Annotated in this window: 27 protein-coding genes and 2 tRNA genes; 14 read left to right on the top strand and 15 right to left on the bottom strand. The window is 66.2% G+C overall.

Annotated features, from left to right (window positions below; all coding sequences use genetic code 11):
* Nucleotides 1–3 precede the first annotated feature (3 nt).
* From CNO20_RS12935 to CNO20_RS12905, 7 genes are all read right to left on the bottom strand, one after another.
* Nucleotides 4–759: an archaellum protein ArlH gene (locus CNO20_RS12935; protein WP_101296535.1), complete on the bottom strand. Its 756-nt coding sequence runs from the start codon at nt 757–759 to the stop codon at nt 4–6.
* Nucleotides 756–1,202 carry an archaellum stator protein ArlG gene (locus tag CNO20_RS12930; RefSeq protein ID WP_101296534.1) on the bottom strand — a complete coding sequence of 149 codons (447 nt, stop codon included), beginning with the start codon at nt 1,200–1,202 and terminating at the stop codon, nt 756–758. Before CNO20_RS12930 ends, CNO20_RS12935 begins: the two co-directional genes overlap by 4 nt.
* Nucleotides 1,203–1,631, bottom strand: coding sequence for an archaellum stator protein ArlF (locus tag CNO20_RS12925; protein WP_101296533.1), 429 nt, complete (start codon nt 1,629–1,631; stop codon nt 1,203–1,205).
* Nucleotides 1,621–2,907, bottom strand: a complete 1,287-nt coding sequence (locus tag CNO20_RS12920; protein ID WP_143423212.1) for a FlaD/FlaE family flagellar protein — start codon at nt 2,905–2,907, stop codon at nt 1,621–1,623. Before CNO20_RS12920 ends, CNO20_RS12925 begins: the two co-directional genes overlap by 11 nt.
* A 114-nt stretch (nt 2,908–3,021) precedes the next feature.
* Nucleotides 3,022–3,663, bottom strand: a complete 642-nt coding sequence (locus CNO20_RS12915; RefSeq protein ID WP_101296531.1) for a DUF7500 family protein — start codon at nt 3,661–3,663, stop codon at nt 3,022–3,024.
* Nucleotides 3,664–3,767: 104 nt separating this feature from the next.
* Complete coding sequence (locus CNO20_RS12910; protein WP_101296530.1) at nt 3,768–4,364, bottom strand: archaellin/type IV pilin N-terminal domain-containing protein; 597 nt, start codon at nt 4,362–4,364, stop codon at nt 3,768–3,770.
* A 256-nt stretch (nt 4,365–4,620) separates the two neighbouring features.
* Complete coding sequence (locus CNO20_RS12905; RefSeq protein WP_101296740.1) at nt 4,621–4,902, bottom strand: DUF7521 family protein; 282 nt, start codon at nt 4,900–4,902, stop codon at nt 4,621–4,623.
* A gap of 131 nt (nt 4,903–5,033) precedes the next feature.
* Here CNO20_RS12905 and CNO20_RS12900 point away from each other — a divergent pair, with 131 nt between their 5' ends.
* Nucleotides 5,034–5,369 (top strand): winged helix-turn-helix domain-containing protein, encoded by a 336-nt coding sequence (locus tag CNO20_RS12900; RefSeq protein ID WP_101296529.1) that lies wholly within the window; start codon nt 5,034–5,036, stop codon nt 5,367–5,369.
* Nucleotides 5,370–5,388: 19 nt separating this feature from the next.
* Here CNO20_RS12900 and CNO20_RS12895 read toward each other — a convergent pair whose 3' ends face one another.
* Complete coding sequence (locus CNO20_RS12895) at nt 5,389–6,114, bottom strand: RAD55 family ATPase (RefSeq protein WP_101296528.1); 726 nt, start codon at nt 6,112–6,114, stop codon at nt 5,389–5,391.
* Between the two features lie 313 nt (nt 6,115–6,427).
* Here CNO20_RS12895 and CNO20_RS12890 point away from each other — a divergent pair, with 313 nt between their 5' ends.
* The 3 genes from CNO20_RS12890 (at nt 6,428) to CNO20_RS12880 (ending at nt 8,301) form a co-directional block, all read left to right on the top strand.
* A complete protein-coding gene (locus CNO20_RS12890; RefSeq protein WP_143423211.1) occupies nt 6,428–6,991 on the top strand; it encodes a HalX domain-containing protein in 564 nt (187 codons plus the stop codon).
* 79 nt (nt 6,992–7,070) lie between these two features.
* The gene (locus CNO20_RS12885) at nt 7,071–8,090 is read left to right on the top strand and encodes an NAD(P)/FAD-dependent oxidoreductase (RefSeq protein WP_101296526.1); all 1,020 of its coding nucleotides are present in this window, start codon (nt 7,071–7,073) and stop codon (nt 8,088–8,090) included.
* A gap of 140 nt (nt 8,091–8,230) precedes the next feature.
* Nucleotides 8,231–8,301: transfer RNA gene (locus CNO20_RS12880), tRNA-Gly, on the top strand.
* 622 nt (nt 8,302–8,923) lie between these two features.
* Here the strand turns inward: CNO20_RS12880 and CNO20_RS12875 are convergent.
* Both CNO20_RS12875 and CNO20_RS12870 read right to left on the bottom strand, forming a co-directional pair.
* A complete protein-coding gene (locus CNO20_RS12875; RefSeq protein WP_101296525.1) occupies nt 8,924–9,412 on the bottom strand; it encodes a PIN domain-containing protein in 489 nt (162 codons plus the stop codon).
* 16 nt (nt 9,413–9,428) lie between these two features.
* Nucleotides 9,429–9,731: a ribbon-helix-helix protein, CopG family gene (locus CNO20_RS12870; RefSeq protein WP_101296739.1), complete on the bottom strand. Its 303-nt coding sequence runs from the start codon at nt 9,729–9,731 to the stop codon at nt 9,429–9,431.
* A 299-nt stretch (nt 9,732–10,030) separates the two neighbouring features.
* On the opposite strand from CNO20_RS12870, the gene CNO20_RS22630 reads away from it, so the two are divergent.
* From CNO20_RS22630 to CNO20_RS12860, 3 genes are all read left to right on the top strand, one after another.
* Nucleotides 10,031–10,333, top strand: a complete 303-nt coding sequence (locus CNO20_RS22630; RefSeq protein ID WP_143423210.1) for a hypothetical protein — start codon at nt 10,031–10,033, stop codon at nt 10,331–10,333.
* Between the two features lie 183 nt (nt 10,334–10,516).
* On the top strand, nt 10,517–10,666 hold the full coding sequence (locus tag CNO20_RS23035; protein ID WP_158237413.1) for a hypothetical protein: 150 nt from the start codon (nt 10,517–10,519) through the stop codon (nt 10,664–10,666).
* Nucleotides 10,663–10,869, top strand: coding sequence for a hypothetical protein (locus CNO20_RS12860; protein ID WP_101296523.1), 207 nt, complete (start codon nt 10,663–10,665; stop codon nt 10,867–10,869). The genes CNO20_RS23035 and CNO20_RS12860 overlap by 4 nt, the downstream gene beginning before the upstream one ends.
* Nucleotides 10,870–10,959: 90 nt before the next feature.
* Here the strand turns inward: CNO20_RS12860 and CNO20_RS12855 are convergent, their stop codons facing one another.
* Entirely contained in the window at nt 10,960–11,148 is a 189-nt protein-coding gene (locus CNO20_RS12855) for a DUF5786 family protein (protein ID WP_101296522.1), read from the bottom strand.
* A gap of 323 nt (nt 11,149–11,471) precedes the next feature.
* Between CNO20_RS12855 and CNO20_RS23030 the strand changes: the two genes are divergently transcribed.
* The 3 genes from CNO20_RS23030 (at nt 11,472) to CNO20_RS12845 (ending at nt 14,208) form a co-directional block, all read left to right on the top strand.
* A complete protein-coding gene (locus CNO20_RS23030) occupies nt 11,472–11,615 on the top strand; it encodes a hypothetical protein (RefSeq protein ID WP_158237412.1) in 144 nt (47 codons plus the stop codon).
* A gap of 134 nt (nt 11,616–11,749) precedes the next feature.
* A complete protein-coding gene (locus tag CNO20_RS12850; RefSeq protein WP_143423209.1) occupies nt 11,750–12,241 on the top strand; it encodes a hypothetical protein in 492 nt (163 codons plus the stop codon).
* Nucleotides 12,238–14,208, top strand: coding sequence for a hypothetical protein (locus tag CNO20_RS12845; RefSeq protein WP_101296520.1), 1,971 nt, complete (start codon nt 12,238–12,240; stop codon nt 14,206–14,208). The genes CNO20_RS12850 and CNO20_RS12845 overlap by 4 nt, the downstream gene beginning before the upstream one ends.
* Nucleotides 14,209–14,236: 28 nt before the next feature.
* Here the strand turns inward: CNO20_RS12845 and CNO20_RS12840 are convergent, their stop codons facing one another.
* The 3 genes from CNO20_RS12840 to CNO20_RS12830 form a co-directional block, all read right to left on the bottom strand.
* A complete protein-coding gene (locus CNO20_RS12840) occupies nt 14,237–14,725 on the bottom strand; it encodes a DUF488 domain-containing protein (RefSeq protein ID WP_101296519.1) in 489 nt (162 codons plus the stop codon).
* A 65-nt stretch (nt 14,726–14,790) separates the two neighbouring features.
* On the bottom strand, nt 14,791–15,597 hold the full coding sequence (locus CNO20_RS12835; RefSeq protein WP_101296518.1) for an HD domain-containing protein: 807 nt from the start codon (nt 15,595–15,597) through the stop codon (nt 14,791–14,793).
* A 65-nt stretch (nt 15,598–15,662) separates the two neighbouring features.
* Complete coding sequence (locus CNO20_RS12830) at nt 15,663–16,139, bottom strand: redoxin domain-containing protein (protein WP_101296517.1); 477 nt, start codon at nt 16,137–16,139, stop codon at nt 15,663–15,665.
* A 180-nt stretch (nt 16,140–16,319) separates the two neighbouring features.
* On the opposite strand from CNO20_RS12830, the gene CNO20_RS12825 reads away from it, so the two are divergent.
* The 4 genes from CNO20_RS12825 to CNO20_RS12810 all read left to right on the top strand — a co-directional run bounded on the left by CNO20_RS12825 (nt 16,320) and on the right by CNO20_RS12810 (nt 19,782).
* Nucleotides 16,320–16,637, top strand: a complete 318-nt coding sequence (locus CNO20_RS12825) for a Sec-independent protein translocase subunit TatA/TatB (RefSeq protein ID WP_101296516.1) — start codon at nt 16,320–16,322, stop codon at nt 16,635–16,637.
* An 81-nt stretch (nt 16,638–16,718) separates the two neighbouring features.
* Nucleotides 16,719–16,791 (top strand) — tRNA-Arg (locus CNO20_RS12820).
* 173 nt (nt 16,792–16,964) lie between these two features.
* The gene (locus CNO20_RS12815; protein WP_101296515.1) at nt 16,965–18,881 is read left to right on the top strand and encodes a right-handed parallel beta-helix repeat-containing protein; all 1,917 of its coding nucleotides are present in this window, start codon (nt 16,965–16,967) and stop codon (nt 18,879–18,881) included.
* 511 nt (nt 18,882–19,392) lie between these two features.
* Nucleotides 19,393–19,782, top strand: a complete 390-nt coding sequence (locus tag CNO20_RS12810; RefSeq protein ID WP_143423208.1) for a hypothetical protein — start codon at nt 19,393–19,395, stop codon at nt 19,780–19,782.
* Nucleotides 19,783–19,871: 89 nt separating this feature from the next.
* Here the strand turns inward: CNO20_RS12810 and CNO20_RS12805 are convergent, their stop codons facing one another.
* Complete coding sequence (locus tag CNO20_RS12805) at nt 19,872–20,537, bottom strand: helix-turn-helix domain-containing protein (protein ID WP_101296513.1); 666 nt, start codon at nt 20,535–20,537, stop codon at nt 19,872–19,874.
* Between the last annotated feature and the right edge of the window lie 250 nt (nt 20,538–20,787).

Genomic DNA, 20,787 nt, shown 5'->3' with positions numbered 1-20,787 from the left:
GTATCAGGCGACGCTGCGACTCTCGATCACGATACCGATGCCGGAGCGGACGGAGTACCCCACCACGTCGCCGACCTGCTCGCCCATGCCGGCAAAGCGCTTGACGGCGATCTGGCGGCGGACGTCGTTTCCCACTTCGATCATCTCCAGCTGGAGGAACACGTCCGCGATGGCGCGGAAGGGGCCGATAGCCTCGTCGTCCACGGCCGAGGGATCGACGGTGAGGACGATGACCTTGCCGCGCGAGACGACGTCCCGGAAGAAGGAGATGATCTCCAGGGCGGCCTGTCGCTCCTCGTTCTGCCGGACGAGCGCCTCGAACATCGGGTCGTTGCGGAGAATCGCGTCGAAGGTGTCGATCACGATCACGTCCGGCCGCCACATCGCCTCCGCCTCCATCAGCCGCGTGAGAAGCTGCTTTCGCTGCGTCCGGTCGTCCCCTCCCCGCAGCGACCCGCCGGCGTCGAGGTTGGCGTGCAGGAACAGGAGCGTCTCGTCGAGGAGCGGGTCGACCACGTCGTACGACAGCGAGTGCATCTGGTCGATGAACCCGCGGACGGTGAGCTCCGTCGAGAGGTACGTGACCGTCGTCCCGGTCCGACAGAACCCGTAGCTGAACCGCTGGGAGAGGGCGCTCTTGCCGGCGCCGTAGTCGCCCTCGACGAGCACGATGCTGCCCCGCGGGATACCGCCGCCCAGCTCCTGATTCAGCCGGTCGTGGTCGTCGAGGCCCAGGGAGAGGAGGTTCGTGGCGCTCATACGCGGAAGCGGAACACCTCCTCGTCGCCGGCCACGACGAGCTTGACGCGGTGGTCGCCCGCAGAGAGGATCCCCGCGTCGACGTGGAGGCGGGCCACGTCGCCGACGCGCCACCTCCCGTCGATCGGCTCGACCGTCACCGCCGTCTGGTACTCGCCGTCGACGAGCACGTCGAGCCCCGTCCCGTCGGTCGGGAGCGAGCGCGATCCGGTGTTCTTGACGAGGAGCGTGACGTTCTCCTCCCCCGATCGGTTGTACACGGGGCTCCCCGGGTCGCTTATCACCTCGACGTCGGTGCGGACCTGCGTGCTCACGTCGAGGCTCTGGTCGCTCAGCGCGCCGTTCAGTCGATCGACGCCGTTCGTGACCGTCCCGGCCACGCTCGCGGCCACGACGAGGCTCGCGATGAACAGCACGAGGTGCGAGACCGAGACGCTCGCCACTCAGACCACCTCCGAGCGGCTGACGCCGTGGGAGGTGACCACCGCGACCCGGTCCGGTTCGGATCCCAGCGGAACAGACACGTTCAGCGACTCGCCCGGGAGCCACAGGTCGGTCTCCCCGTCGCCCTCGACGGCGGCGTCGTACAACGTCTGGTACTCGCCGTCGACGAGCACGTCGGTCCGGGAGACGGAGAGCGCGGTGCTCCCCGTGTTCTCGGCGGTGATCGCGAGAGCGCCGTCCGTCGCGTTGTACTCGGCGGTCGCGATCTCGAAGTCGGTGTTCCGGCGGTCGAGGTCGCTCTCGGCGGCGTCCGACCGCGCGTCGTTGACCCGCTCGAACCCGTTCGAGACGGTCGGGTACAGGATCCCGAAGGCGATGAACATCCCGGCGAAGACGATCGCCGCGGAGCCGCTGACGCTAAAGCCCATCCTCGACCCCCGAGAGGTCCGACCACCGGTCGAGCACGACGGTCTCGGCCGTCGCGCCGCCGAGTTGCGTGATGTACTTCAGACTCCTGGTGTGGTGGGCGAGCGTGAGCCGCTCGGTTCCGCCGAGGTCGGTCTTGTTCCTGTCGATCTCCCCGAACCCCGCCAGAAACGCCTCCAGGCGGTCGGCGACGCCGCCGTCGATCCACTCGACCGCCTCGTAGTACCGGACGGCGCGGACGGCGTCGGTCGGATCGGAGTGGTCGACGAGGTACTCGAGCCACTCCATGACGAGGAGGTCGCCCACGTACTCGTCGGGGAGCGCGTCGAGGTACGGCTTCGAGGGGGAGACGAGCGTCCGCGGATCGACGAAGCGGAACTCCCCGTCGGCGTCTCCGCCTCGTTCGTCGGCCGTCGCGCCCTCGCCGGCACCCTCCTGATCCTCCGGCGGCGGTCCGTCGGATCCCTCGTCCGACGCGAGATCGTCCGACCAGTCTGCCTCGACGGAGTCGTACTCCTCCTTCAGATCGCTGAACGACTTGCCGGACCCGTCGTCGACCTCGGCCGCCGAGAGGGCGTCGCCGGCGTCGACCGCGTCCTCGTCGGCCGCCGGTTCGAGCAGCTCCTCGTCAAAGAACCCTTCGGGGTCGGCGTTCGCGATGTCGTCGTCGAGCCCCTCCTCCTCCCGCCCGTTCCCGTCGTCACCGTCGAACAGCCCGAGAGAGCCACCCTCGGACGCCCCGCCGAACCCGCCGGCCGTCGCTTCGTCGACGAACGGGTTGATCCCGCGGGTCACCATCTCGTAGATCTCGAGCAGCTTCCTGACGTTCTCCTCGGTGTCTTCGACGGTCTCGCTTATCTCCTCGTTCTCGCTTCGCACGGTTCCGACCGTCGACGAGAGGCCGCCGAGTTCGCTTTCGAGCTCCTCGATCCGGCGTTCGAGCTCGTCGATCGACTCCCCTTCGTCCTCCCCGTCGCCGAAGGCGGCGTCGTCCCAGTCGTCCATCCCGTCCAGGTCGCCCAGCGAATCGTCGAGGGCGTCGCCGAACGCCGCGTCGCCGCCGAGCGGATCGGCGTCTTCCCCGTCGTCGCCGCCGTCCCCGTCGAGGAATCGATCGAGAAGGGCGCTGGCGACGAGTCCGGCGGACAAGAGGAGCGACGCGTGAAAGCCGAGGTCGGCGCCGAACGATTCCAGCGACCACCAGCCGGGAAACGAGACCGAAACGTCCACCATCGCGTCGGCCATCGGCGCGAGGGGGGGAGGAGTCACAGAACCCATTGATGGGGACAGTGCGATCGGACCGACTTTAACTCTCGCCCCCGAATATCAGATTCTGATACCGGAGTGGGGACGCTCGACCGCTCGATCTGGTCGTCGACGGTCGGATACCGATCAGCGGGGCGGAGAGAGGTCCAACCCCTCGTCGTCGGCCGCCGCGAGGAGGTCCGCGATCGCGTCCTCCGGTCCCAGATCGTTGCGCTTCAGCGCGCCGACCAGGGCCCGGGCGGGGTACCGGATCGGGAGATCCGACTCGGCGAACAGGATGCCGAGCGTCTCCTCCGGCGGGGTCTCGCCGCCGATCTGCCCGGCGTACCAGAGCAAGAGCGTCTCGAAGGCGACGACCACGTCGTCCGAGAACACCCGATGTCGGCTCACGGAGTCGCCGGACTTGATCGTCGCGTCGATCCCGTACTCGAGGTCGCTTTCGGACAGCGAGCGGGCGAGCCACCGACCGACCGCCGCGGCGTCGACGTTCGGTTCGGCCCGGGAGCCGACCGCCGCGTCGGGATCGTCGGTGTCCGCTGCGTCCGTCGCGCCGGGATCGTCGCCGCCGTCGCTCTCGTCCGCGCCTCCCGAGCCGTCCGTCGGCGGTGGCGCGGTCGGCGCGCCGTCGCCCGTCGAGATGAGGTAGCGACCGTCGGCGAGTTCGACGACGCCGTCGCGCTCGCCGAGTTCGAGATCCTCGGGCGAGAGGACGGACCCCTTCCTCTCCCGCTTTCGTCCGGGGGCGTCGTCGGTTCGTTCGGGAGACATGTAACGATGTCCGATACGATAGAACGAGTCGACCTATATGAACTTTGAGGGCGTCCGCTGCGCGGGCGGTACTCGGTCGCGCAAAAAAGCTAAACGGGGTCGATTCAGACTTCGACGGCCTTCTGGCCGGAGAGCGACTGCGGCGCCTGGATGCGGATGATCGTCGTCGATCCGCTCTCGGTGTTCAGCCGCACGGTGGTCTTCTCGGCGGCCTGGAGGTTCCCGTTCTCCGTGAACGCGGAGAGATCGAGCGACAGAACGACGCGGTCCTGCCGGCTGTTCAGGATGTACGTGCCCGCGCTGCTGTCGAGTGATCCGTCGTCGTCCTTCAGCACGGCGTAGGACGACACGATCGAGCTCCCGTCGAGCGCGATGCGGTCGACACCGTCCGGCCCGATGTATTCGAGCGTCGCCGCGCTCATGTTGATGTCGCTCGCGCCCGGCGACTTCTGCAGGACGAACTCGACCTCGTCGATCTCCTCGTTGGTGACGTTTCCGGTCTTCGTGACCGGTTCGAGCCGGTCCGTCACCTGCGCGCTGCTCTGTTCGCCGGTCTGCTCTGATTTCGTCTGAAGGAACCCGGCGGTGTTGATGAGAACGCCCGCCGCGATTGCGGCGACGAGAACCATCGCGATGAACACGATGAGCGTCCCGATCCCGACCTGACCCCGGTCCTCGGACTGTGATTCGATTTCGAACATGGCTGGTTCACCGTCTGCGACTCGGTTCGCACGTCATCGCCCGCAGACTCTGCTCTCAGAGTTTCAGATTCCCCTATTAAACCTACGCCCCAAAATATCACAAGTAATAACGGTCTGTTCGGGGCGTTAGCCCCCGTTTTCGGCGGATTCGCGTTTTCAGTCCTCGGTCGGCCGTCCGCCGCGCGGGGTCTCCGACTCTCAACGATGATACTCGAACCGGAGTTTCGTACGGTCGCCGAGCGGAACCGAGTCGGTCTCACTCGTAGGAAACGAGGCTGTAGACGACGAACGCGTACCCGACCGTGGTGAAGCCGCTGTTCACGAGGAGCAACGATCGAGCGCCCTCGAAGCCGGTGAGGAAGGCGCTGATCGTCGTCGCCGCCGCCGCGGCGACTACGAACGCGAATCCGAGGGCGAGGTACACCATCGCCCGTCGCTCCGTCTGCATGTAGGCGTGGGTCGCGAGCGCCACCATCAACAGCCCGACCGCGATCAGCGCGGCGCTCGACGCGAGGTAGAGCCCTTCGACGAGTTGCATCTCCTTCGCCTCCACTGAAAAGGGTGACCGGTTAAACCTATGGTCCAAAATATCTCGACTGATAATCGCCTCCTCGAACATATATCATATCCGATAAAACTAATAACCGGACGAATCAGATCTGGTATCGAATGGCGTCGGACGAGATCATCGAAGTCCTCGGAAACAAATACAACGCCGAGATACTCCGTGCGGCGTCCGAGCCGCTGTCGGCTCAGGAACTCAGCGACAGGCTCGGCGTTCCGATCGCGACCTGTTACCGCCGGATCAACGAGCTCACCGAGACGGAGCTCCTCGAACTGCACGACCAGCCGCTCTCCGAGGAGCACCGCCGGGTGAAGGTGTACCGCCGGAGCGTCGACGCCGTGCACATCTCGTTCGAGCGGGGACTCTCGGTCGAACTGGAGGTGCGAACCGAGGTCAAAAACAAGCTCGACGAGGTCTGGCGGACGATCGCCGACCGGTGAACGCCGACGGCGCGGGCGTTCAGAACACCGAACCGTTTCGACCCATCATCGAGAACCCGCCGGCGCGCTCGTACACCGTGATCCCGCCTTCGCCGATCTCCATCGGGAAGATGTCGGTGTCGATGTCCTGCTTTCGCATCTTGGCGACCCAGACGTACCGGTTCACGCCCGAGTCCGTCGGCGTCTGAATGAAGTAGACGTTGCCGTCGGTGAGGAAGTTCTCCAGGCCGATCTCGGTCTCCGGGAAGACCGCCCCCTGTTCGTTGATGAGAAGCGAGGTCAGCCCGTTTTCCTTCAGGATGTCGACGAACTTCAGCAGGTACGTCCGCTTCTCGCGCTCGTCGTCGAAAAAGAGCTGAAACATCGTCAGCGAGTCGACGACGATCCGGCGGTACCCGCCGCCGTCGAGGTCGTCGAGCAGCGCGTCGATCACCGCGGTGAAGGTTTCCTCGCCGAGCATCCCCCGCTTGTCGTACACGCGCACGTCCCCCTCCTCGACGAAGGCGGCCCACTCGGAGAACCCGACGGACTCCGCCGCCCCCCGGATGTCGTCGTCGGTCTCCTCGAAGGAGACGTAGATCCCCTTCTCGTCGTACCGACGGACGCCCTCGTAGAGGAACTGGAGTCCGAAGATGCTCTTTCCGGTTCCCGGATTCCCGCTGACGAGCACGGACGCGTCGGCCGCGATCCCCCCGTTCAGTATCGAATCGAGCCCCTCGACCCCGGTTTTGACCTGCTCCTGCATGCGTGTCCAACCCCCGCTGAAGTCCCCGTTGCCAGCCGTGATGAAAATTGCGTTGTTTGCGCCAGTCGCGTCCGCTCGGCGCGAAACCGGTCGATCACTCCGTCGCGGGTTGGCCGATCACTCCGTCGCGAGACGGCCTATCACGCCCCGGTTCGGCGTCGCTGCCGATACCGGCCCGTGAGGTATCGGAGGGGAAATCGGTTCGGTTACTTTTATTATCCGATAACTGATACTCGTCGGCGTGAGGTGGTCGGACGGCGGGGCGCAGGCAACGCCACCGCGCGGGACCGTCCGAGCCGCCCGGGAGGGAGACATGAAGGGAGACGCAACCGTCTTACTCGTCGAGGGCGAGCGGGAGGTCGCAGCGCGGTACGCTCGGTTCCTCGACGGGCACGCGGTCAGAACCGTCAGCACCGTCGAGCGGGCGATAGAGACGATCGACCGCGGCGTCGACGTCGTCCTGCTCGGCCGCCGGCCGTCGCACGGATCAGGAGCGAAGGTGCTCGAAGCGATCCGGACGCGCCGCCTCGGCTGCCGCGTCGCGGTAGTCACCGTCGACGCGCCCGACCGCGACCTCGTCCCGATGGGCTTCGACGGCCACGTCGTGAGACCGGTGGCGCGAGCGGACCTCCGCCGCGTCGTCGAGCGACTGCTCGACCGCGGCGCGTTCGACTCCAAGCTCCGCGAATCGGCCGCGCTGGTTCGGGAGCGCGCGCTCCTCGAAGCTCGGAGGGGGGAACGCGGACCAGCCCGGGACGAGGCGCGCGCCGACCTGACCCGGCGGATCGAGGGGCTGCAGGACGAGATCGACGCCCTCGCGCGGAACTTCGGTCCGGCCGACTACCGCGCGGCGTTCCGCGACATCGGCCGCGGATGAGGAGGGGGACACCGTCTGACGGGGCGCACGCACACCTGCTGTGTACTTATACGGGGGGAGTGACAAGGGACGAGCGAACATGTCTGAGGACACTGTCGAGTACGAGGTCGTCGTCGTCGGGGGCGGCCCGGCGGGACTGACCGCGGCCCTCTACACGACGCGGCTCGGTCACGACACGGCCGTGATCGACCGCGGCGGCGGGCGGGCGGCGATGATGCTGGACACCCACAACGTCATCGGCGTCACGGAGGAGGTCTCGGGGAACGAGTTCCTGCGGACGGCCCGCGAACAGGTCGCCTCCTACGGCGCGGATCTCCGATCGGGGTACGTCACGGGCGTCGAATCGCTCCCCGACGGTCGCTTCCGCCTCGAAACCTCGGACGGGGACGAGTACCTCGCGGAGCGGGTCGTTCTCGCGGTCGGCTTCGCCGACGAGCGGCCGGAGCCGCCGCTGCCGCGGACCGGCCGGGGCCTCCACTACTGTCTGCACTGCGACGCGTACATGTTCATCGACGAGCCGGTGTACGTGATGGGTCACGGCGACAGCGCCGCGTACGTCGCGATGATCATGCTCAACTTCACCGACGAGGTCGATCTGCTCCTCCGCGGGCGCGAGCCGGAGTGGAGCGACGAGACGGACGAGCTCCTGCGCGCGCACCCGATCGACGTGATCGAAGCGGAGATCTCGGGGATGAACAAGGGCGAGGACGGCTGGCTGGAGAGCTTCGAGTTCGAGGACGGGACCGTCCGGGAGTACCGCGGCGGGTTCCCGATGTACGGCTCGGACTACAACACCGGTCTCGCGGAGGGGCTCGGGTGCGAGCTCAACGACGACGGGACGGTCGTCGTCGACGAGGACGGCCGGACGACGGTCGACGGCGTGTTCGCCGTGGGCGATCTCACCCCCGGACACAACCAGATTCCGGTTGCGATGGGCGAGGGGGCGGACGCCGGCATCGCGATCCACATGGACCTCCGGGAGTTCCCCAAGTCGCTCGAAGAGATCGAGGCCGAGGGGCCGATCGGGATCGAGGACGTCCCGAGCGTCTCGCCGGCGCTCCGGGAGGCCGCGCGGGCGTTCGGACTCGGCGACGATTAGATCGAAAGAGTAACACCCTTATTGCCGTGTCGTGAACGGGCGGGTGAAGCTTCGGTTCGCGTGACGCGGCCGAGGCGACCGAAGTGAGCGCCGGTGGTGAGGACTCCAGCGGATTCCGAGCCTCGGGGCGACTGAAGTGAGCGCCGGTGGTCTAGTGGCAGGACCTGAGCCTTCCAAGCTCATGGCCCGGGTTCGAATCCCGGCCGGCGCATAACGAGCGCGCCGCACTCACGCGGCGCGCGGTTCTCGCCTTGAGGGATTCGAATCCTGCAAGTCACAGCCCGCGCAGCTGAGCGTAGCGAAGCGAGCAGGAATGTCTTGCTTTGGTTCGAATCCCGGCCGGCGCATTTTCCGAACGCTCCGCTCGGAGCGACCGCTTTGCGTGTCGCTCGTATACCGCGTGAGGAAATGCGGTTCCGAGGGATTCGAATCCTGCAAGTCGCAGCGCGCGAGCGAAGCGAGCGCGACCGTCTTGCTTTGGTTCGAATCCCGGCCGGCGCATTATTGTCTCGAACGGACGTGAGAGATATAATCGCGGAAAAGGCTTTGTAACCCTACCAGTCGCGCACAGCGACAGGCGGGGAGCGAGCACGTCTGGTTTCGGTTCGAATCCCGGTCGGCGCACTACACAGACCGTCTCCCCCGTGAAATCGCCCGTTCCGAGAGTCACGCATGTTCCTCGGACTAAGCTCAGGAGTCGGGTCGAAAGCTCAGGACACCATTCCCGTCTATCGATCAGGAACTCAAGCCGGGTACCGTGTGTTGATATTCGGCTTCAGTTCCTCCTGAATACGAACGCGCAAGATGGAGAATACAGAAGCGATGGCCACAGTTCACTCGAATAGGTCGAGGGCACGGCGGTATATCGGTGCGTCGTGCCAGTCACGTCGTTCGGCGACCCGCTCCAGGATCGCCACAGCGTCCTCGTTCGTGAAAACGCCTCGTTTCACCAGTGCTCGAAGAACAATCGGCGAGATCGCGACACGAGCGTCGGTCAGGATCTGGAGTTCGGGAAGCGCCCGTAGATCGTCCGTCAACAGGAACTCGGCGTCGAGGCCCTGAGAGAGACGGCTACAGCTGCCCTCTCCCCTATCGATCCTGGACGACTCAAAACTCTGTTCCTGACTCCCGTGAATAGTGATCTGGTCAAGCAATTCCAATACCGTTTCTGCGGCCTCTCCATGAACGTCGGTGTGCTCTGCGGTGTCTTCGAGTTCGGTGACTACTGTCTCCGTCGTATGGACATCAAACTCTTCGAGAACCAGTCGGAGAACGTCGGCAGTTGCGAGAGAGATCAGGGCACTGGTGTCGGCGACGATCATTCACAGTTCGACTCGGTTAGAGATCGGCGAGTTTGTCGGCGAGTGCTTCGCCCTGATTGAGGATGGTTTTCGACGCGCGTATCGACTCGGCGTCCTGGCGTCCGAGGAACTCTTTCAACGCCTCAAACCCTATTTGATCGTCAAGGTAGAGTTCGACGACTGCCTCTTTGAATGCCTCGTCGTCCTCGACCTCGTCGAAGTATTCCTGGAGAGCTTCTTTGACGATGTCGGTCCGGTTTTTATGAGTTACTTTGGCCGCGACGTCCGCCTTTTCGACGAGATCGTCGGGAAGTCGAAAATTCACTTTGGTCGTTCCCATCTTCGTCGCCACCTCTGTAGTACATTGTACGTACAAATTGATAAAGACTCGTGTCCTCTACTGGGCCCCTACTCGGCTTCGATACAAATCGAGAAACGGTGTATAGTCGGTCAGCGATTGTAGACTGTTCGGAGGCTTAGTTTGAAGACTGGGATAGCACTGAGTGAGTTGAGTGAAGGCCACTTGAAGACTGAAAACGGAGACAGAGAGGGCAACAGGTGTTATCCAGAGACACCAACCAAACACGCCTCCAGTAGCACGCGCGTTATTTAGACTGAAGTCGTGTAGTTCTGGATCTGATGGGTGAAGACCTCGATGGTCTTCGAGAGTTCCGCTACCTCTCCTTCGAGACTCAATACTCGTTGAGCCAGTTTCTCGTGGCTCAAATGCCCAAATCGTCCAGGTTCGGTCTCAACGTTGAATCGGTCGCGGTATCGGTTCCCGAGGTCTGCAATAGTACTGTTCAAAACGCAGCCGGAACTCTCGTCGAGAAACTCGAACAAGTCGACGGAATTGACGAAGTTCGAAGAGAGGAAACCCGGAAGGACCCCCCCAATGACGGAAATCCGGTCGTACTCTTCTGTCCAGGATCTGAGTTTTAAACTCAGGACGAGGGAGGATATATTGCCGGCCAACGTACTGGACGTGGAACTGGGTGAGGCTCATCGGCGAGAGTTCTGGACTCCGAAGAATTATAACCTGCGCAGAACACCACGTGTCACCTTCATCACCATTTCTCGGAAGAACAGAAACATTGGTATGATCCCTTCGCTAGGCGTAGTTGAATGGTTCAGACACGTTCCGAATCGACGGACGATCTCGAAGACGTCTTCCGCGCGCGGTCACCCGGTGAGAGCGGCCAGCCGACCGCGGCGCGCGCGCCGGCCGCGCCGCGCGGGGCGCGTATCGCGAACGGCGGGGTGATCGTCCGATGACGGGCGACGCAAGCCCCGACGCGGCGCTGGACGTCGATTCCGGTGCCGGACGCGTCTGCGAGCGGACCTGCATCGAGATGGACGAGATCTTCGCCGACGTCGCGGCCGACATGGGGTTCGTTCCGGGGTCGGTGACGATCGAGGGCATGTCCGCCGACGGAACCAGGCTCTACATCGAGTACAGCGGCGAAAAAGACGTGTAACGGGACCGAATCGGACGAGCGACGGTTTCGGCGGGGTCGCCAACGCGAGCCGACCGCCCTCCTCAGCGGCGAGGCGGCCCCGAACGGGACTTACTCGTCCGCCTTCGACCGCTTGATCGCGCCCAGCTGGTCGACCAGATCGGCGGTCGACGCGTCGGATTCGAACGAGACCGTCCCCTGGTGGTCGTTCGCGTGGACGTTGACGCCCTCGGCTTCTTCTCCGTCGGGGTTCGAATTCCGGCGCTGCTGCTCGGACTCGTCGTAGCTACCAAAACCCATACCGTATCGTAGTGCGCCCGCCTACAAAACAGACTCGATGTCGCGACGGTCCGCGACGCCCGCCCGTCGACGTGTTTTCGACGGAAACGCTCCGCCGGTTCTCACTTCCACCTACGCGAGACAGTGTGCGCCTCGGTGGACTACCACCCGTTTTGCCCCGGGTTCCCGCACACACGACACGGAGAGGAACGCTCGCGGCGTCGGTCCCCTCGCACGCTTCGTCCCCGCGACGGTCGAGCTCGCCTCGCCCGGCACCCGACGGAGCCGCGGTCCGAAAGCGGTTCGATCTTCTTCGTCGGAACCGCCACGGTGATCATCCGCTAGTGTTCCAAAAGGCGATTGCCGAGGCGGGGCTCGGAGACCGGATCGCGCACGTCGAGCACGGCGATACCTACACCTTCGACGCGCCCGCCGATCGGACGCAGTCCGCGGCCGACGAGCGCCACACTCGGCGGCGATACGGGTGATGGCGACGCGGCCGACCGGGGTGTACGATACCGGCGTCGTTCCGGAGCCGTTTCGGACGTTTTCGGCCCGGTCCGTCAGAGACGGTGACGTTCCCGTCGGAAAGTATATGGTTCTCATATCGGATACCCGAGATATGCTGGATTACGGGAGGGCGTCTGCGGTCTTCGCCGCGGCGTTCATCGCCGTCGTCTCGGTCGTCGCAGGACCGCTATTCGGTTCGGTCGGGATCGCGCAGCCGGCGGCACCGCCGCCCGGCAGCGGCACGGCGGACGTCGAGGTGCGGTCCGTCCCCGCGGAGATCGTCCTCGAACGGAGCCGGTTCGGGGCGGAGACGTTCCACCTCTCGGGGCCCGACGCGGTCGTCGCGGTCGACGACGTGCGCGGGAACCCGCAGCTCACGTACGCCGTCGACATCCCCGACCTCTGGGTCACGATCGCCAGCCGCCGCGAGTTGCGAGGGGCCGCGGACGGGGAAGTGCGCATGGCGTTCCGACCCGAGGAGATCAGCCCGAAACTGATCGCCGAGCGGCGGTACGAGGCGACCGTGTCGATCTGGCTCCTCGAAGAGGGCGGCGAGTACGCGCTGCTCTACGAGGAGACGGTGACGATCGAGGTCGAGAGATGAGCGCCCGCCCGCCCTCCGCCGACCGGTCGCGGCTTCGTCGGATCGACGCCGAATCGCTCGGACGCCGCCTTCTCGGGGCGGCCTTCGGGGATCGCGTCGGTCTCGCGGTCTTCCTCGCCGCCGCGACGTTCTTCGGCCTCTACTGGCGGATCGGCTTCTCGTCGACCGACAACTACGCGCTGGTGAACGGCCTCGTGGCGCTCGCGGACGGGCACCTCGCGATAGAGCGGATCGTCTACGGACCGCCAACCGGGACGACGCCGGGCACGGTGACTACCGGGGATCACGTGTACGCGCGGAGCTACGGACTGCTCGCCGCGTCGGTTCCGATCCTCTGGACGCTGCGGGCGGTCAGCCTCGTCGCGGACGTCCGGGTCCTCGTCGTCGGCGTCTGGTGTCTCGGCGCGCTGGGACTGGCGGCGCTTCTCGGCGACCGCGTCGGCCGCGAGCGCGAGGGGCTCGCCGTCGGCTCGATCGTCGCGCTCGGCCTGTTCGTCTGTAACGTCGCCGTCGCCCGCCCGGTCTCCGCGTACTGGTTCCCGCTCGTCGCCGTACAGACCGTGAGCGCGACGGCGGCGGCGTTCACCGCGGCGTTCGTCTACCGACTGCTCTCGCGGGTCCACGGCCGCCGGGTCGGCGTCGCGGCGGGAGCCGGTGCGTTCCTCGCGACCCCCGTCGGATTCTGGGCAACCCTGCCCAAGCGCCACAGCCTCGTGGCGCTTCTCGCCGTGCTCACGCTGTACTGCTTCTACCGGAGCCGCGAGGCGACGGACGAGCGGGGGGCCACCGCGTTTCGGGCGCTGTCGTACGTCTGGGTGGGGCTGACCGCCTGGGTGGTCTCCGCGAACGCGCTCGTCCTCCTCGCCGTCCTCGTCCCCGTCGATCTGCTCACCGCGCGAACCAACCGGCCGCGTTCGCTCGCGGTCGTCGCCGGCGCGTTTCTCGTCTCGCTCGCCCCGTTCTTCCTGACGAACGCGCTGATCGCGGGCAATCCGCTCGAACCGCCGCGGATGCTCCCGCGGTATCGGGGCGGGCTCTTCGAGGGTGGGGTCGCTGTCGACGGATCGTCGGCCGTCGGATCCGGGGAGTCCTCGACCGATCCGGTCGGCGTCGGATCCGAGGGCCGGCCGGCCGATCGCATCCCGTTCTCGGACGCGCTGGGCGAATCCGCCGCGCTGCTCGTCGCGGTGTTCGACCGGTTCGTCGACCCGCTGGTTCGGGGGCTGGAGATCCTGCGGACGGATCCCGAACGCGTCTGGCGGGTACTCGTCCGAAGCGGCTACGTCGAGCGGCTCGCGGTCTCCGACGACGCGCCGGTCAACCTCACCGTGCTCGAATCGATGCCGCTCCTCGGCGCGCTGGTCGCGGCCCCGGTCGCGCTGTGGCGACGGGCGCGAACGCGGACCGCGAGGCGACCGACGCGGCGGCGCGGAGCGGGATCGATCCGCCCCGAACGTGCAACCGACGTTCTGGCCGCGAGTTACGTCCTCCTGCACGTCGCGTTCTACCTGCCCAAACTGCCACTCCACCACATGCTGACGATGCGGTATCTCCACCCCGCGTACCCGCTCTGTCTGTATCTCCTCGCGCGGTTCGGGCCGGTTCGCCGCGCGATCGACGGGCGGCCGAGACTCCTCGCGCGGTCGTATCTCGTCGGGCTGACGGTCGGACTGCCCGCCTACGTCGCTGTGCTCGAATCGATGAGCGCCGTGCAGGGAGAGGCAGTCCAGCTGTACGCGCTCTGGGCGCTCGCGGCGGCGCTCTGTCTCGGCGCGTGGGCAGTCAGTTCGACCCTCGCCGGGGGGTTCGAACGGGCGGGCGCGATCTGTCTCGGCGTCGCGGGGGCGGCGACGACGGCGTACCTCCTCGTGTCCGGCCTCGGGCTCCTCGCGCGGACGGACCAGTTCGCCCTCCCGGCGTCTCGACTCCTCGCGGGATCGCTTCGGTTCCTCCACCCGTGGTGGTGAACCGGCGCTCGGATCGTCTCCGCCCGGCTCACGCGTCGGTCTCGTCGATCGCCGATCCGTCGGCCGTTGACCCGTCGGCCGCCGATCCGTCGTCGGCGAGCCACTCGCGCAGGTGCGTCCGGTGGCACCGCTTCTTCGAGGTGTTCTCGTAGCAGACGAGCACCACCGCTTCGCCGTCGTCGACGAGCGATCTGATGCGCCGCGCGGCAGCCGTCGCCTCGGGGCTGCCGTCGAGGTAGTCCAGGTAGCGCCGCTTGAACCCGATTTCCTCCCAGGCGGCGTTGTGGGCCCCTTCGTCGCACATCCCCCGCATCTTCAGGTCCTCGCGGCGCTCGGCGAACTCGTCGAGCAGGTCGGTCGGCGGCGCGACGGCGGGTTCGTTCTCGTCGACGACGGCGGAGAACCACCGCGTCGGCCTCCGGACGACCCCGAGCACGCGGTCGGCGTCCGCCACGTCGACCAGCCCGTGCTGGATCGCGGCGGCGTAGGTGTCGCGGAGGTCGCCTTCCGAATCCATGAGTGGGCACTCGCCCGCGATGGACAAAAACGTGTTCGGCGGCCGCGCCGGTTCGGTCGGCCTTTTTACAGCTCGATCCGCTCGACGAGCTGATCTTCGGCCTTCGTGTTGACGGCGACGATGCGGATGAGGTCCTCCAGCCGCGAGCGGTGGAGTTTCGCCTTGAGCAGGTTGTCGACCTGGTAGACGCCCGCGGCGTTGACCATCTCGATCTCGACGAGCACCGGCACGTCGTCGCCCTCCTTGAGCGTGACGCTGTTTATCGCCTGGCTGGAGAGCGTGTTGATACCGCGGCCGCCCTTCTCGTAGGGGATGCGGGAGCGCCCGCGCTCCATGTCGAGGGCGTCGGCGACGCGGATCACGCCCGCCTCACGCGTGAGCGGGTCCTCCTCGGTGTGGTGACAGAGGATCGCGTGGAGGACCTCGGCCTTCATCCTGACCACCCCTTCGGTGTCGTAGAAGCGCGGGAGGAAGCGATCGAGCAGATCGGCGGCGAGCGGAATCGAGTAGTAGGCGTGGTTGTCCCGGTGGACGACGTGTCCGATGTCGTGGATCGTCGCGGCCAGCGCGACGATGACGGGTTCGTCGGCCTCTTCGAGGCCCTGGTCCCGCGCGCCGTTGAACTCGACGCCGCCGCGCTTGAGCAGGTCGTACAGCCTGAGCGCCCGGTTTCGGACGATCTCGATGTGCATCGGCCCGTGATCGTTGTACCCCTTGCGCGTCACCGCGTTGACGTTCTGCGCCTCGAGGTACGTCGAGATCTCGGGATCCTCGATGATCGCGGGGAGAATCTCGTTCAGCTTCCCGTCGGGGAACGAGTGCTCCGCCTCCGGCTCGTACTCCCGGCGGCCACCTTCGGTTTCGCTGGCCATACCACGGATATCACGGCCGGCCGAGAAAAAAGTACACTCGGTCTCGATCCGCCGCGGGTCTTCGGCTACGCGGCGGCCTCGGCGGCCTCGGAGACCGCCTCGTAATCGGGCTCCTGCCCGGGATCGTCGGCGACCCAGCGGTAGGCGATCTCGCCGTCGCCGTCGACGACGAACACCGCGCGTTTCGCGACGTCGCGCACGCCGAGCGATTCGAAGTCCATCCGCACGTCGTATCGATCGACGACTTCCCGGTCGCAGTCGCTCAGGAGCGGAAAGCTCAGGTCGTGCTGCCGGCGGAACTCGTTGAGCGCGAAGGGGAGATCGACGCTGACGCCGTACACCGCGGCGTCGATCTCCTCGAAGTCCGCGAGCCTATCGCGGAAGGTGCACATCTCCGTCGTACAGGTGCTCGTGAACGCCGCGGGGAAGAACGCAAGGACGATCGGCGCTTCGTCGAGCCGCTCGGACAGGGAGAACGAGCCCACGTCGCCGTCGGCGAGCGGTACGGTGAAGTCGGGCGCGTCGTCTTCGACGTCGACCATACCCGCGCTTGCGCCGCGCTGCGAATGTAGGCTTCGGTTCGGAAGAGCGATCCGGCGCGAGAGCGGGCGCGGACCGAGCCGCCGTCGTCACTGCGCGTCCGAACGAAACGTATCAACGCGAACGAACGGCAGAGACGAGCAAAAAGCCTATAATCGCCACCGAGTTAAGCAGGGATAGAGATGGTCGATACCGTGATCCCACTGTTCGGCGGAATCCCGGCCGGGCCGGAGCTCCTCATCATCTTGCTCGTGCTGGTGCTGCTGTTCGGTGCGAACAAGATTCCCAAGCTCGCGCGCTCGACGGGGCAGGCGATGGGCGAGTTCCAGAAAGGACGCGAGGAGGTCGAAGAGGAACTGAAACAGATGCGCGACGGCAGCGGGTCGTCCGTGGGCGAGGGCGAAAGCGAGTCGGACGTCAACGAGCCGACCACGGCTACCGAGACGGCGACCACCGAGACGACCGCCACCGAAGACGCGACCGAAAAGAGCAGCAACTGAGCGCTTCTGCCCGATCCGGTCGGGCCGCTTTCCTCGCCGAAGAAGCGCACGCTTTTTATTCGCGCTTTCGTACGTCGACCGGGGCGTGTGGCCTAGCGGATAGGGCGAGAGGTTCCTAACCTCTCGATCGCGGGTTCGAATCCCGCCACGCTCGCTCACTTCGTTCGCTCGCGTGGCGTAGTTCGCAAACGCGAAGCGTTCGCTCACTCCCGCCACGCCCGCTCTCGTGTCGAACGACGGCGAGTACCCTTTAGTGAGCCCCGCGCCTCACGGACCGTACAGTCATAAAACCGTGACTGAACGTTCACCCTTTCATTTCGGAGAACGATGAACGCGTCGCGTCGGCAGGCACTGGCGCTGCTCGCGGCTTCGGCGACGCCCTTCACCCGCGGCGATTTCGCGCGGGAGGCGGAGTACGACGGATCGTATCCGGGGGACTCGCTCGACGTGACCGGAGGTCCGCTGAAGGGGGGGAGTCCGCCCGTGAACCCCGACCACTGGGACGTCTACCTCGCAATCCGGTCGGACGACGAGGTGACGCCGTTCGTCTCGTCCGACGACGGGTGGAAGCGGTGCGGCCTCTCGCTGCCGTCCGTCGCCGCGCGGGACGTCCGGGGCGTCGCCGACCACGTCGTCTCGACGGCCGCCGAACTCGAGGCGGCGTTCGACGACCTCTCCGACGGCGACACGGTCTGGATCGACGAGCGGAACGCGCCGTACAGAACGACGCAGTGGCTCGACGTCGACGCGAACGGCGTGACCGTCGTCGGTCCGGGAGTCAACACCGCGATCAAGCCGGCCGACGGCGCGAACGTCGGCGGAATCAGGATCGGAAACGGAGGCCACTGCCGGAACGTCACGATCCGGAACGTCGGGTACGACGGCAACCCGGAGAACCAGGACGGGAGCGCGAAGAAGCTCCACGGGATCGTCGTGCGGGACGCGACCAACGTGGTCCTGTCGGGGAACACGATCGCGCGAACCCACCCGTACCACGAACACGGGAGCGGCGGAAGCGGCATCAGCGTCGGGCGGAACGGCGAGAACGTCCGGATCGTCAACAACCGCGTCCACCACTTCGGCGACCGGGGCGTCCAACTGGGCGGGAAGAACATCGTCGTCTCGGAGAACGTCGTGACGGACGGCATCGACCGCGCGATCGCGTGCGACCTCTGGGCCCCCGACGGGAGAAACGACGTCGCGAGCACGGTCGTCATCTCCGGGAACGTCCTCGGGAACTGCCGAGAGGGGAGTCTCACCGGCATCGCGAGCGGTCCGAAGGGGGAAGCGGCGGGGGGATCGCACAGCATCATCACCGACAACGTCGGCTTCGGCTTCCACAAGTCGTTCTGCCACGTTCGCGGCCCCACCGACGTCCACCACGTCTCCATCAGGGGGAATATCAGCACCCAGACGACCGAGGGGCTGTGGACGAACAAGACGACGAAGTTCGCGGGGATCGCGGTCGATCCCGCCGGCGGATCGAGCATCACCATCAGCGGGAACGAACTGTCCGGCTACAGCCGTCACGGGATCAACGTCCGGACGCCGGTCACGGATCTCAAGATCTCGAACAACACCGTCCTTGATTCGGCCGAGACGGGCATCCGGGTGAAAAACGCCTCCGAGGGGACGATCGTGGACAACACCGTCGCCCGGACCGGAAAGCACGGCCTCGTGCTCGACGGCACGGAGTCGATCACCGTCTCGAACAACCACGTTCGGGACGTCGCCCGCTCCGGAATTTCGCTCCGGAGCCCCGGAGAAACGTACCACGAGCTGGCCGGGAACTACGTCAGTCAGTTCAACGGGGCGAGCGAGGACGGGACGGCCGCGATCCGAGTCGACAGTTCGAAAACCGGGGTCCGGGGGAACGCGATCGCGCGGACGCCGGCGTCGCCGGCACTCAGAGAGGCGGACGGCGTCGACCGGAACGTCTACGAGAACAACCGCGCCGAGGAGGGCAACGCGTGGGAGATCGACAGCCCGTCGTCCGTCGTGCGCGATAACGTCCCCGCGTTCGACGTGCACCGGGGCGTGCGCGACGAGGACGGCGACGGGCGGGTGGCGGTGGCGTTCGACAAACCGTACGCGCGCGCGCCGAAGCTCTCGTTCGCTCGACGAGGCGGCGGAGTACGGCGCGTCGAGTACGTGACCGACGAGAGCGACGCGGTCATCGGCGCGGTGATCGGGATCGAAACGCCGGGAGAGCGGATCGACGCGTTCGTAGAACAGGTTCGGTGACGAGGCGAGCCCGGCGATCGGTGAGCGAGAATCCCGCGAACCGCCGGCTCGGAGCGTCGAGAAGACCGAAATCGGGGTCGGACCCGCGCACTTTGACACACCACACAGCTCTGACCCCGTCTCCGTGGAGCGCGGTGAGCGTAATAATGGTCGCAGACCGTTCAATCAGGAAAGCGCGAATTACGCGCCGTCCAAGCATTCGTTACCGGAGTAACGAGACGCTATCTGTCGCCGGCCCAGGCCGGAGCGCCCGGCGCGCATCTCGCGAGAACACGCGTGTGCCCGGTGAACACGCCCGTTCGGAACTACCTCGGGAGTCCCGAGAGGCCACCACTTCGACACAATACTTCCGCGGGCGGATTCGATCGAGGCGGCGCGCCGTTCGATCGACGGGGCGCGGGAACCGGCGCCCGCCGGAACGCTCGTTCCGCTCGAAACCGATCGACCGCCGAACGGTGCCGGAGTATGCAAGCCCAAGCCTTTTGCGAACTCCTGAGTCATACATACTGTTATGAGTTCTATACCTCTCTCTACTGGTCCGATGAACGTCGGCTGGTTCACGCACACTCACGACGAAGACGACGCCCTCCGCGAAGCGGCGCGGAACCTCACCGAAGGCACGGTCGCGAAGGAGCGCGTGATCGAGTTCAGCCGGACCGTCGAGCGGATTGTCGGGTCCGGGTCCCGCGTGTGGATCGTGAAGGCGCTCGACGCGTCCGAGACGACCGACATCCTGCTGGGGGACGAAACGGGCTACCACTACTTCGAATGCCGGCAGCGATCGGGCCTCGACGACCGCCTCGAATGGCGGTATCGGGGGTTCGCCGAGGAGAGGGCCCAGCGGCTGAGCGTCGAGGGCGGATTACGGAACAGCCACCACGCCTGGCTACGCATTCGATAGGCCGACGTCCGTCGGCAGTTCCTTGCTGTCGCCGAAAGCGGATCTCGAACCGCCGAAAGAGAGGGACGAAATCCCCTCTCGGCGGGGTCTCACTCCTCCGAGACGGTCTCGTCCGGACGCGCGATCGTCTGTTCGATGAGCGCGTTCACCCCCTGGCGGAGGCGCTCGGAGAGCGCCTGGCTCGAAACGCGAAACTCCCCCGCCAGCTCCGAGAGCGTGACCCGCCGGGGCACCTCGAAGTAACCGGCCTCGAACGCCGCCAACAGAACGTCGCGTTGCTTCGGCGAGAGACCGTACGCCGCCGGCTCCGTCTCGGGCGTCTCGATGCAGAGCCGGCGGAGGTCGAAGTCGACGCCCCGTTCGACGCAGAAGCGGTGGACGCGGGTGAGCGTCCGGCGGTCCGGGAACGCCACCCGAAACCGCCACCCCTCGGAAGACGAGGCCAGTTCGCGGATGAGACCGCCCTCCTCGGTGATGAGGGGATAGAGACTGGTCCGTAACCCCTCGTCGATCAGGTCGAGTCGGTACAGTCGCCGTTCTCCGAAATCCATGACGTGCCGTGGCGAGGCGACCGTCGGATCGGCCGCGAGCGCCGCGTCGAACGCCCCGAAATCGCCGCTCTCGACCCACACGAGAACCCGAACGCGCCCCTCGTCGAGGGCGTCTGACTGCTCCCAGCTGATCCGCGTCCCCGGGACGCGCTCGATCGTCTCGCGGAGGATCGGCTGATCGGCGTAGAATTCGGCGAGGATCATGACCGAACGCCGAGACGAACGGGCGGCGAGTCGCTCGAAGGGCCGAGGGCGAACCGGCGGGCTCCGACGGTAGTTTCCATACTGGCAAAACTAGCCGCCAGCGATATAGACGTGTTGAAGACGGCGGTCAGACCGCGGGAGACGGGTGATTCCGTTCGGGAGCGTCACCGCCGCGGGCGCCTGCTCGATCGCTGCCCCAATCGTACGAATAGAGACACGTTCGACGGGTGATTCGGTCGCCCACGCTCGC

The sequence above is a fragment of the Halegenticoccus soli genome (assembly GCF_002844195.1).
Taxonomy (GTDB): domain Archaea; phylum Halobacteriota; class Halobacteria; order Halobacteriales; family Haloferacaceae; genus Halegenticoccus; species Halegenticoccus soli.
The sequence above is the reverse complement of the archived record's forward strand: the minus strand, read 5'-3'. Positions and strand labels throughout refer to the sequence as shown.